Origin of the sequence: Shewanella sp. Shew256 (assembly GCF_002196695.1) — a bacterium.
Lineage (GTDB): Bacteria > Pseudomonadota > Gammaproteobacteria > Enterobacterales > Shewanellaceae > Shewanella > Shewanella mangrovisoli.
This window is the reverse complement of the sequence record NZ_NAJR01000004.1, coordinates 1-12,162: the sequence shown is the minus strand read 5'-3', so window position 1 is coordinate 12,162 and position 12,162 is coordinate 1. Positions and strand designations below refer to the sequence as shown.

Sequence of the window (12,162 nt, the reverse complement as noted above, 5' to 3'; positions counted from 1 at the left end):
TAGCTTAAAAATAAAATTATTCTTAACATAAATATTAAAAACAGTGTTGTTAATTAAGTGCTAATGCTGCGGTTAATCTTCTTTAGGTTTGAGGTAATGGCGTAATGAACGGGGATCCGTATGTCCTGTTCTTGCCATAATATACAAGGTATCTTTATTATTTTCATGTAGTTGTGTTACGCATCCGCTGCGCAAACTGTGGGCGCCATAATATTGCGCCGGTAATCCCGCCTTTAAACAATACTGCTTAATGATCCGATAAATATCATCACCATTTAAGAATCCACTATTTCGGACGAGTGATGATTTAGATGTGACCTTATCACTGACTTGATAAGGTCTTAAGGTTTTTCCATCTCGCGAAATTGAGCGGAATAAATGACCTTCGGTAATTTTACTTTCATGTAACCAGTCCTTGACGGCATTATAGGCGGCAAAGGGTTCTGAGTCGGGTAAATTCTTCCATTCCCTTAATCCCTGTTGATTGCTTTTAGAAAAAGGCAGCCGTACTTTTAATTTATCCCGCATAAAACTTAAATATTGTACTTTTAAGTTTGCCAATTCAGAGCGGCGAAATCCGCCCTGTAGTCCGAGTTGAATGATGGCTTTATCCCTCAAGCGTAGCAGTGGATGGGGTTGTTGCTCTATCGCTTGGATCAGTAGTTCGACCTCATCGTACATGATTGGTTGCTGATCATAATCTTGAACTTGTCTATGGTGATTACGACTAAGACCACGCATCACACGGATCACTAGCGGATGTTCAGTGGGGGATGGAAATCCTGCTTGAATATGATAGTAACGGATCGCGGCTAGCCGAGTCGTTAAGGTTTGCTTTGATAGCTGAGTCCCATTGCTTGCTTGGAGCAATTCTTTTTGATGACCGATAAAAGAAATAATACTGCGCGGATCGGCGGGTAACGACTGCAGCTGATGCGTCGCGCAATATTGCTCAAATAGGCCAAAGCTAGTCCGATAAACCCGACGGGTATTGATGGAGATTTCGTATTCAGTTTCGGCGGCCGCATTAAAAAAATCACTGTGAACCGATTGGGGTAGTGAGCTTTCCTCAAAAAACGGCGGATCCATTTGTTTATCGCTTGATGTGATATTCGATGTTATGCCAGAGGAACGGCTAGGAGCACTTCCACCTGTGGAATAATGGATAATCGATTTAGACATGGGAGTATTTTGCCGCCGATAAAACTGCCGCAATTATACGTAAAACCAACCTTTATCTACCAGTGATAATCGTCATTATCACTGGTAGAGGTGTTATTTGTGTTTTAATTGATCGTATCGATTAAAAAGAAGGCATTATTTAACGTGGAACTGTTGGGAAGGCGGGCACAAAACTAACTCGAAGTATGAGATGCGTTCAAATAACACATTAATAATAGATAAAGAGGAGCTTAGTTTTGTTGTTTGTTATTTAGTCAACTTCAATAATCTAAGTTAAATTTGGCGAGAAAATAACCTGCATTTATTTTGCTAGTCGGCTAACTCTGTGGGTGAGTAACTTTATTTTTAAAAGGTGGTTTAACCATTTTATGTGGTTAAGAACTAGCAGCCAAAATTTATCTTATGGTTTAGTGATGTCAAACTGATGTCGATTTAGCCATGCGAAAACAGGGGATAAGTGGACAAGATAAGTATGTGCTCAAGCTCGTGTGTTTCTGGGGTGGGACGTTTAACCTTGTGCGGTAAAATTGAACTTATAAAATGGTGTAACCATTCTTTTAATCTATGCTGTTTATCGGTATCATGAGTTTATTCATAAACCAATATTAGAAAGTATAAAATCATACCAATGACGACAAACACGCTATGGGAATATCATCACACCGCGCCTACCGCGGGCCGAAAATTATTACTGTTAGATAAAACTGAATTAGTGTTTGCCTTACCGTTAATTTATCGCATGGTTCATCCCGAGATTGTCGCCGAACGGGCAGAGTGGTTTCAGTTAAATCAATCTCAATCCAGTTATACCGAATTAATTGCGAATTTAAATTTGCTGGTTCAACTGCGTAAAAAAAATCAGCCCGTTAACCAACAACTACAATTCGTAAATCGAATGCTGAATCAATATTTCAGTGATTTGGGTTGGCGCATGGTTCGAAAAGAACTTTCACAAATTAAGAAACGCCAGAAAAAATCCCATATCGAAGTTAGCAAAGATATTATTTTGCGTTTGAAGCGTTATATGGAACTCGAACGTTTGGACAGTTTTGATCAAGCGCTCGATACGTTATTATCGGAACATGCCTCTGCCATGGCTGATGACGATAGTGAGGCTTAAAATATCGATGTGTGATTTTTAACCTTAGCGTACGTGACTTCTTACGCGTGTCACATACACTCAAAGAGAGGGAGCTTAAGCGCAAAAATGACTTATTCGCTTTCGCTATCTCTTATATAACTATCTATTTTTAATGCGTTTTATACAGGGAAACAGCATGTCACAGCATAGAAAGGTTGCCGTCCTTTGCCGCGTCGAACCCGGGTGTTTGGGGCCCGATGGGCGTGAGCATATTGAAGCTTTTTGTGCCTTAGCGCAGCAAGCGATGAAGCACTTTGCCGCCGATGTAGTGACTTGGTCGCTTGTGCCTAGGTACGATAAAACTCTGCCAGAAATGGAATACAGTGTCGCCAATAAAAGCCTGTCTCGCACGCAAGTAACACAGTATTTCAATACCTTAGGTCAGGATGTTGATGCCTTTGAAGAAGCCTTCAACGACAAACTCACCGCCTTTATCAATTTATATTTAGCCAGAAAATCATAGCGACACGCTTACTCGCATTCACTAATTCAGTCATTTGTTTGCGTGGTCGCCTCCACCCTTGTGGTGGCATAAGGATTTGTTTATGTCTTATTCAATAACGCCGTCAGCTAACGCCACTGATTATGCGTCATTATTACAGCAACAGTTTGGTTTTGATGGATTCAGGCAAGGGCAGCAGGAGGTTGTCTCGCAACTGTTGTCAGGCCATTCGAGCCTTGCCATTTTCCCCACCGGCTCAGGAAAATCACTCTGTTACCAATTTACTGCGCTGCAACTTCCCCATTTAACCTTAGTAGTGTCACCCTTACTGGCATTGATCAAAGATCAACTGAGTTTTCTGCATGAGAAGGGTATTAAAGCGGCAAGTATCGACTCGACCTTAACGCCTGAATTAACCCAACAGGTCATGCGTGATGCTCGCTCTGGCGAGTTAAAACTTCTGATGGTGTCGGTTGAACGTTTTAAAAATGAGCGCTTTAGGCAATTTATTCAATCCATTCCTATCTCTATGCTGGTTGTTGACGAAGCACACTGTATCTCGGAATGGGGACATAATTTTCGCCCCGACTATTTAAAGCTTCCCGATTATCGCCGCGAATTAGCGATTCCATTGGTGCTGTTACTCACGGCCACGGCGACACGTAAAGTGAAACTGGATATGGCGGCGCGCTTCGATATCAAGCCACAACATATTGTGCAAACAGGCTTTTATCGTTCAAACCTCGACTTGACTGTCTTGCCTGTGGCAAGCCAACACAAACTGACTGCACTGCAACAACAGCTTAATCACTTTACTGGCGCGGGGATTGTATATGTGACTTTGCAGCATACTGCGGAGGATGTAGCGGCGAAACTTTGCCAAATGGGGTTTGATGCGAGTGCCTATCATGCGGGGTTTGAGGATGAAAAACGTCAGCAAATTCAGCAAGATTTTATGCAAGGTAAGATCCGCATTGTGGTTGCGACCATTGCCTTTGGAATGGGCATAGATAAAAGCAATATTCACTTTGTGGTCCACTACGACCTACCTAAATCCATCGAGAATTATTGCCAAGAAATCGGCCGTGCAGGAAGGGATGGCCAGCTCTCCCACTGCGTGACCTTGGCCAATTTAGATGGCATAAACACGGTCGAAAATTTTGTCTACGGCGATACGCCGGAACAGGCCAGTATTGCAGCCGTGATCGATAACATTCGCGAAGAAACCCACAATGGGCGTTGGGAGCTGCAACTTCATCAGCTGTCAAATGTGAGTAATATCAGACAACTCCCCCTTAAAACCTTGCTGGTTCAGCTTGAAATGCTGGGCGTGATTAAACCGCTTTATGCATATTACGCCGATATCAGTTACCGTTTTATTGAGCCACAAGCGCAGATCTTGAGTCAGTTTTCCCCCGAGCGTCAGGCATTTTTAAATGACATTTTTACCCATACTCAGATGAAGCGGGTATGGGGCAGTCTAGATTTTTCCGCACTGTATCAAGCCACAGGTGCGGAACGTACGCGGGTATTAGCTGCATTAGAATATCTTGCCAGTCAACAGCTTATCGAATTGGAAGCCAAGCGGGTGACGGATGTTTATCAAGTGGATGCTGATGCGTTAACGCAGGGGCATTTAGCCAATGAACTCCATCAATACTTTACCAACAAAGAGGCGAAAGAAGTCGCACGTATTGCCCAGTTAGTGCGATTTTTTGAGCTAACGACTTGTTTAAATTACAATTTGGCCCGCTACTTTGATGATAACGCCGCGCCTCAATCCTGTGGTCATTGCAGTGTATGCCGTGGCCAAATGGCTAAATTGGCGTATTCCGAAGTGCCAAAGTGGCCTGATGATGCGCAGCTTAAGGCCGATTTACATGAACTGGAACGAGCGGCGGAGTCGAAAGGTTTAGCTTTATTATCCCTAGATACTCGTTGTCGGTTTTTGGCTGGCATGACACTACCACTATTTACTCGCCTACAAGTACGGAAATTATCGGGTTTTGGTCGCTGCGAACACCTTAGATATGCCGAGATTAAAGCCAAATTAGTGCAGTTAGCCGACGAAGCTTGCTGATAAAAAAGGGCATATCTCGTGAGATATGCCCTTTATATCACCGTAGTAATACAATTAAATAAACAACTTATATTGATGCGAGTTTATTTAGCGTAGTGATACGTTGAATCGACTTTCCAGGTTCTAAAGCGCAGCTCTGTGCCTTCCGGTAGATAAAATACCTTAGGCAAACGGCTGTCGTAACGCATTTTAAGTTCACCTGGAATGCGGACAAAGGCTTCTTTTTTCGCCATATCTAAACAGGCCATCATAGTGCTTGGGCCTTCAGAGACTTCTGATACTTGATAATAGCTATAACCCCAGCCCTTAACCGAGAGTTCTTTTAACTCGCCGTTCAGACCATGCTTATTACAGTCGACTAATTGGGTCTGGCCAATTTGGATTTCGACCATGTAGTCGTCTTCATTCTCAAGTTTTGGTAAGGTCAAAATATGTTGCACCATACCCGCCTCAGGTGCCGGAAACATTTTCGTGGCTTCTTGCTCGGCATAATTTTTATGGTTGAAACTCGCGACACTGATCATAGGTGCATTTAATCCTGTTGGATGTGGTGGGCTCACTGCTGCGGCATTAAAAGACAATAATGCAAAGGCAACGGGAAGTGCCGCAGTGTTAAATAGGTGAGTCAATTTCATAATAGTCTCCTAGTGATGTTGATAAGGCATAGCACAAATGGTTGTACCATCATTTGCTGTATTCTTATCTTTGTAAACGTAGTAGCAGCAAAAAAGGGTTAATCTTTTTGAAAATTTTTTCAAAAAAGATCGGATTTTCCTACAACGTTATGAAAATAATAGCTTTTAAAACTTAAGCTCTGCGTGAATTTCTGGCGCTATGATACCCGCGCCGCGGTTAACCTGAGCTGAATAGCGCGGGAATATCCACCGAATGATTGATGGTAATATCTCTAAATGGCTTAAATTGTTGACTATAATCTGTTCAGAAATAATAAATATCGGGTTGAAATAGGGCATGAATGAATTTGAGCCATGGGATCAAGAAACGCTAGATCAGATTAAACAGGATCCGACCATTCTCAAGTTATTGGCCAAATTACCGCCACACATTGCCGACAGTTATACAAAAGAACAATTAATGGGGATACGTGTTGCCTTGGGGGATAGAACTTGGGGTAAACACTTTATAGATAACCGAGGTACGTTTGCGCTGCCTTTTATTAAATGGCGCTTTTATTATGTATTTCTTTTAGGCAAAAACAGACGCGCTTATACCCGCCGAGAAAAACGCTTCTCCTTGGTGATGTTTAGCCTGTTCTTTATTGCCTTTATCTTTCTGTGTACGCTGTTTGGCCTCTTGTTGTTATACCTGCTTAAATCGGCGCTCGGTATCGATTTATTACCCGAAACCTCACTCGGGATCTGGGATTGGTTTAAAGACACCTTCTAATAAATGGCTTTAAACCAAGTGTGATGGCGGATTTATTTATATCAGAGCTTTTATACCAGAACCTTTATATCTAACTTTCATATCCGAGGCTTGATATCAGTACCAAAGGCAAGCTTAAATGACTGAGTTTGCCCTTGGCGCAGGTGCCGCTCTAAACGTGCAAAACTGTCATCATGCCTTTCATCCACAGATATAGCATCTGTCGCTAAGTTATCCGCTGATAAACCGCTAGTGTGCTGCGACCAATATAATCGCTTTAATTGCAGGTAAGCCTCACTTGGCTGCGTTTTGGCGTTAAGCTGACTCATTTTCTGCAGCAATGCCAATAAGTCATCGAATTGATAGGCAACCTGACCAATACTGAGCGGTTCTTGACCTATATCGTAGCAATCGCGGCTCTGATTGAGATACTGCTCATGGTCAAAACGGTAGAAGAGAACAGGGATCTCAAGTGGCAGTACATCGATAAATAACGACGAATAATCGGTGATCAGCAGGTCGACACGATGCAAAATCCCGTAAACATCGTCCCAATCGCTGATATCGAGCACATTGGGATAGGCACAAAACTGCGCTGCGTAGTGGCGTTCATTGGGATGCAGACGTAACAGCAGCAAGGAATCTGTATCGACTAAATGTTGGGACAGGATTCGAACCACCGACCCCTACCATGTCAAGACGTTAATCCACTTATCCTATACTAACAGTTTAAACCTATAAAAACCAGTAATTCTTTTAAAAACAGGTGATTTATCAAAGATACCTTTGTCTTTAAAAACGATTTTGTTTGATTTTTGAGCTAAATAGAGCTTGATTTTGGCACGTTTTAGGCACAATCTGTAAATGTCATTTTTGACCACTATTCCATCGTAGGGCAGGTTTGCAGATGAATTATCAAGTTGAAATCATACGACGTGAATTGGAAAAACTGCTGGACGGTGTTCAGCTTGTGATAGTCAATTTGAAGTTCATCAGTCTTGATAAAGATGTGGAGGAATTTGCTAAGAGCTTTAATTTAATCAGCTCATTGAAGCCAAGTTCAGATGATTCGTTCGAATCACCAGTGACAACTTTACTCGATGCCTACCAATCCCCTTTTTTGGTTTGTAAAACCGAAGCAGGACATTTTAGGGTGCTATCTGGTTTATTAACTTATCAGAAGTTATGCAAGGCAAAATATGCAAAGAATGTGGATACAAACGTCCCTTGTTTAGTTCTGTCTCGAAGACCCAAGGCGCAACTGAGACGATTAATATTAATGAACGATGTAGTAAGGCCGCTGTTAAAAGAATTTGTGGATATTCGCGCCGATACCATCAACCATGTATTGTCCCATTTGTTTACCAGTATTGAGCAGCCGTCGGTATTTCGGTCCTCTGAATGGCAGACATTATTTCCGTCGATTAGAACAAAAACTGAACTATGCCAATGGCTACATATCAGTACTAAATCGGTAAAGTTGAAATGACAGCACTTAAACAAAAAATCCTAGAACATATAGAAGGATATTGTAAGAAAAACGCTATTGAAATTGAAGCAGAAAGTATCTTATCTGACCTCAATGAGTTTCTTGAACGAGTTAATGCGCCTGATGATCTGAGTGCTTTTTTCCAATTAATCGGGTTAATTACCCGAGTGAATAATGTTTCTACTGAAGTAGCGAATTTCATTCAAAAAATGCTGTGTCTTGCTCCTTACATTTATAATGCATTCCACGCACACCAAATGGTAGTCAACGATTTATCAATAAACAAAGAGTTTTATCGAAACACGTATCGTAAGGGATGGTGTCATGAACGCCCATTTTATGTGCTTTTGATTTGTTCTTGGAAATATAAAACTGATTATCATTCAATAGCTTTACTTGCTGCCTTCATCAAGCAGTATTTTGATACTATTGATTCGCTGACCGATCCTGAACTTGCAACTCAAACGACATCAAGAGAAGAGGAGGCATGCAGTAGTTTTCGATTAATGATGGAATTGAGATATAAGACGTTCGACCCTAGTCGAGCACACATATTGCATACTCATCTTGATACCCCAGAATCAATCGCAGCTAATCTCGATAGCATTTTTGCTGGAAAATATAGCAAGCTTAATATTTATCCTACATCCCATGTTAGAGTTCTGCGCCATTTTTTTCGGAATAGTTGGTGTCCCGCGATTAGCCGTACTCGTGGACTTGGCGATAAAGATAGAAGACCTAAGAGATATGGAGATCCGGTTACCTACCCTATAGTGGGGACTGATGATGGTTTATCTGCGATATTGCCAAAAGATAATCTGATTCCAGATAGTGAAGGTTTGGACGAAAATGATTTCTACCCATCGCAATCATTTGTGATGGCTAATGCTGATATGTCTGAAAAGCGAGACAGAAAGGCGTTGCTTGACGTTTCAATTAATTTTAATCCAATGGTAAAGCACCGGACAGAAATTGATGTTACTAGCCGAGTAAGACGATCTCATAACATCGGCATGCAAAATACTCAGTTATTGATGCCTGCCGAACTTTACCTGCTTGCTAATAAGTTATTGGTTTATGGTAGTCGCGACTCAAGTCGAGAAACCGCCATAATTCTATGGATTATGTTACTCCTTAGTAAATCGGTTTCAGAAGTCAAAAATCTGTGCGTCTTTCGTGAGCTAGCCTGTAAAAAGCAAGGTCTTTATATCGATCCTAACGGAAATGGATGGTGGTGTTTTCCTCTGTCACACTCAACTGGACCACGTCTGAGCCACATAGGGTTAAGAAAAACGGTTGAAGATGTTTTTACTGCATGTCCAAAATTTTTAGTTAAATTAATCACCACTCATATGGGAACACGTTTAGTCGGCAGTCTTATTGAGGACGCTAACGTTGAAATAATTGAGTCAACATTGGCCCAAAAACTGGCAAAAATTTCTGACAACTCAGGTGGTAAGCGTTTAAGTCTTAAAAGATTAACCAACTTTGTGAGCAATTACATCAACTCTACAAACGTCATAGATCCCATTTATATCGATTTTAGTTATGCAGTTAATATGTATACAACTCGAGTCGCCCGCAGTTATTCAAGCGTAAGAGATCAAAAGCGCTGTGATCAGCTATTGCACTTTTGGGATGATGTTGAAAAAGGGATCTCCGCTTACAGTGGGAAACCATTTGCTGTCAGCTTATTTGAGTTGAGATACTGGCAGCAAGACGAGCAATATTTGGGCTCAACATATACTCCTACACTAGCAACTATTAAGCAGTTGATAATCGATTTATCTTTGCAAACAAAGGCTTCATCCCCAAAAACTCTGCACAGGTTCGAGGAGATTACATACTTCCACAATGCATTTGTAGCATATACAGCATGGATGTTGCTATTCGGAACTGGTTATCGAGCAGCGTGGAATCCATTACCTTCCTTGGCTTTGTTTCTACCTTCTTTGAATTTAATGGGTATAAGTGACAAAGACGATTGTGACTTTACTCATTCACGTATTGTCGCAATCCCATCAGTGTTAACAGTTCAATTAATTGAATATCGGCGGCATCTAGGATGTTTACGCGGATTATTGCGGCTATTAATGCCTCAATTCTGTAGCGAACTAGATAATATAATCGATGTTGATCGGCAAGTATTGAGTTATGACAATTTACAAGCCTCAGCGTGGTATACAAAGATAAGAAACTCCCGCAGTCAGCATGGTCCATTTTTTTTCTTTCAAAAGCAAAAGTCTGGAATTGTCACCCGTAGCTTGTCTCCTTCACAACTAGTTAGCGTTCTAAAGGAAAAAAATTCCATACCAGCTAATGCTGGTCGTCATTGGCTAAAAAGTAGTTTATTAGATCGGGGTGTCGACCCTGAGTTAATCAACTTTCAGATGGGTCATTGGCAAGTTGGTGAAGTGCCGATAGGGAACTACTCAGCGTTAAGTACTATTGAAGCGATTACTGAATTAGTACCAATTTTAGATCTGTTATTCAGGGAGTTGGGATGGCAACCACTAAAGTCTGTGCTTTCATAATCCAGCTTTCAACACAAGGGAAGCTACATCCATTATACATAGAATGCCTCGCTGCATATTCAAGCAGTGTATTTCCATCAATCGCGGTAAAAAACAAAAAGTCAAAAAAAATTGAAAAAGAATTTTTTGCATCCTATAACAATTTGCTCGGACATCTAAAAAAGGAGATTAAACTTTCTGATAACGCTTTTTTATCTGAAGAGTTAGGAAATGTGCTTGCTGCATTGAAGCCCGAAGTGCTAAGCAAACAAGCACAACTTATCATACTGCAATCTATACTCAACTATGCCAAAAAGTTCTTAGACATAGACTCGCCAAACATTCCTTCAATCATCACGTTAAAACGTGATAAACCGATGTTGACTCCGGTAGATTTGACAAAATTACCCATAGTCGAGCTCATTAACACTCAATTAAGCAGGGAGTTGATAGCGCCCCATAGAGATTTAGATCAGAAGGCTAAATTGGGAAGGCTATTACTCATCTTATATTACACAGTGAACATAGAGAAAACCGAACATTTACAGCTTATGGTTAAATACCCACAGGACATATTCTACGTGGGAGGAATTTGTTATTGGCAATGCCGGAATATCAGAATAAATTCGCCACGATATGTGCTAAGTGATATGGCTGTCATGGCTTTACAGCAATGGCATAATGTTCACTATGGCGCGTCTTTCGCAATAAAGCCCAGTCAATTCAAAGCAGCTTTAGTGTATTATCTAAATTACGGATCTTGTTTCGATTGGTCAGATATATCACTATTGAAGCTAAGGGTACTGCGACGAATTGAAAATGTCCTTAGATATGGCGCGGTTCAATATCGTATGTACATGTTACCTGGCGTTTGCCAGCCATTGCCCACAAATGCGTTTGTACGTATCCTGACCGGCAAAGTTTCTGCAAACGCCGAACCGTACCTTTCAGAAGCCATTTCTGATAAAACTAAGGCTTTTCGTGATTGGTCCACGGTCGCGAACGAGAATACTTCTTTTGTGTCGATGGAAAAGACGCTCGAACAATTAGATAAGGTATATACCGAACTCTGTAAACTTTTAGAACGCAACAAACCTCGATCCGATAGTCTCATGGCTATAGCAATCATTCTGGATCAACCATCATCTAAGAGTAATCCATACTTTTGGATTTTATGTGCCTGGCTGTATTCTTTACTAAAGACAGGGGGGACGCACAAGCGGCGACTAAAAGTATTGACAACTATTGATTATGTCAAAAGTTTGAGCCGGCCATTTCTAATTATTTTTTGTACAAGTGATATTTACTTATTGTCAGGCGAAGATTGGGCTGAAAAGTTAAATGATGCCGCTGATCATTTCTCGTCGGCGCAGAGGAAAAAATATATTTATTATTTCGCCCAGTTTCTGATCGATTCTGGCTTTGTTCGAGATTTATGTTTGTCTGATATTGAGGTGCTAGGGAGTTCCAGCGAGGTAGATAGCAACCTCATTTCCCATGAGCATGTGCAAGTCATATTATCCTATTTAGACACTCAATCTGCATATTGCCCTGTACATCGTGATGCCTACTTTCTTTTGTGTTTCTGTTTCTTCACTGGATTACGTCGTAATGAAGCCGCCAAGTTAACCTGGGGAGATTTTTCATTCTCCCTTATTGAACCTAACCAGTACGACTTTGATTATGTACAACTTTCAGTGAGACCTAATAAACATAGGACATTAAAAACGACCTCTGCCAGACGGGAGTTACCTTTAGACGCTTTATGGCCGAAAACAGTATTGAGTAAGTTGCGATACACTCGGTGTTTTTCAAGGTAGTTGTCACTCTTTGCTTAAATATTAAGCTGCATTTATTACCCCTTCTATTGGTGCTTTATCTGGGTTTAGGGTCACGGGCCCAACTGCCTCACAATTTCTCACGTCTTTA

At 41.2% G+C, this 12,162-nt stretch carries 10 protein-coding genes; 7 read left to right on the top strand and 3 right to left on the bottom strand.

What is annotated here, in order from left to right; all coding sequences use genetic code 11:
- Positions 1 to 72: 72 nt before the first annotated feature.
- Complete coding sequence (locus B5P39_RS08250; RefSeq protein WP_088211152.1) at positions 73 to 1,182, bottom strand: tyrosine-type recombinase/integrase; 1,110 nt, start codon at positions 1,180 to 1,182, stop codon at positions 73 to 75.
- 628 nt (positions 1,183 to 1,810) lie between these two features.
- Here B5P39_RS08250 and B5P39_RS08245 point away from each other — a divergent pair.
- The 3 genes from B5P39_RS08245 (at position 1,811) to B5P39_RS08235 (ending at position 4,845) form a co-directional block, all read left to right on the top strand.
- A complete protein-coding gene (locus tag B5P39_RS08245; RefSeq protein ID WP_088211151.1) occupies positions 1,811 to 2,302 on the top strand; it encodes a hypothetical protein in 492 nt (163 codons plus the stop codon).
- Between the two features lie 157 nt (positions 2,303 to 2,459).
- Entirely contained in the window at positions 2,460 to 2,786 is a 327-nt protein-coding gene (locus B5P39_RS08240; RefSeq protein WP_088211150.1) for a hypothetical protein, read from the top strand.
- Positions 2,787 to 2,868: 82 nt separating this feature from the next.
- The gene (locus tag B5P39_RS08235) at positions 2,869 to 4,845 is read left to right on the top strand and encodes a RecQ family ATP-dependent DNA helicase (RefSeq protein ID WP_088211149.1); all 1,977 of its coding nucleotides are present in this window, start codon (positions 2,869 to 2,871) and stop codon (positions 4,843 to 4,845) included.
- A gap of 83 nt (positions 4,846 to 4,928) precedes the next feature.
- On the opposite strand, the gene eco is transcribed toward B5P39_RS08235, so the two are convergent.
- Positions 4,929 to 5,480 (bottom strand): serine protease inhibitor ecotin, encoded by a 552-nt coding sequence (gene eco, locus B5P39_RS08230; protein WP_088211148.1) that lies wholly within the window; start codon positions 5,478 to 5,480, stop codon positions 4,929 to 4,931.
- Positions 5,481 to 5,817: 337 nt separating this feature from the next.
- Here eco and B5P39_RS08225 point away from each other — a divergent pair, with 337 nt between their 5' ends.
- Entirely contained in the window at positions 5,818 to 6,252 is a 435-nt protein-coding gene (locus tag B5P39_RS08225; RefSeq protein WP_088211147.1) for a hypothetical protein, read from the top strand.
- Between the two features lie 77 nt (positions 6,253 to 6,329).
- Here the strand turns inward: B5P39_RS08225 and B5P39_RS08220 are convergent, their stop codons facing one another.
- Positions 6,330 to 6,911 (bottom strand): CDP-glycerol glycerophosphotransferase family protein, encoded by a 582-nt coding sequence (locus tag B5P39_RS08220; protein ID WP_254915726.1) that lies wholly within the window; start codon positions 6,909 to 6,911, stop codon positions 6,330 to 6,332.
- 227 nt (positions 6,912 to 7,138) lie between these two features.
- Here B5P39_RS08220 and B5P39_RS08215 point away from each other — a divergent pair, with 227 nt between their 5' ends.
- Genes B5P39_RS08215 through B5P39_RS08205 form a run of 3 tightly spaced genes read left to right on the top strand, consistent with a single transcriptional unit; the run spans position 7,139 to position 12,053 of the window.
- The gene (locus tag B5P39_RS08215) at positions 7,139 to 7,720 is read left to right on the top strand and encodes a hypothetical protein (protein WP_088211146.1); all 582 of its coding nucleotides are present in this window, start codon (positions 7,139 to 7,141) and stop codon (positions 7,718 to 7,720) included.
- Positions 7,717 to 10,254, top strand: coding sequence for a hypothetical protein (locus B5P39_RS08210; protein ID WP_088211145.1), 2,538 nt, complete (start codon positions 7,717 to 7,719; stop codon positions 10,252 to 10,254). Before B5P39_RS08215 ends, B5P39_RS08210 begins: the two co-directional genes overlap by 4 nt.
- Positions 10,224 to 12,053, top strand: coding sequence for a hypothetical protein (locus B5P39_RS08205; protein ID WP_176399891.1), 1,830 nt, complete (start codon positions 10,224 to 10,226; stop codon positions 12,051 to 12,053). The genes B5P39_RS08210 and B5P39_RS08205 overlap by 31 nt, the downstream gene beginning before the upstream one ends.
- Positions 12,054 to 12,162: the final 109 nt, after the last annotated feature.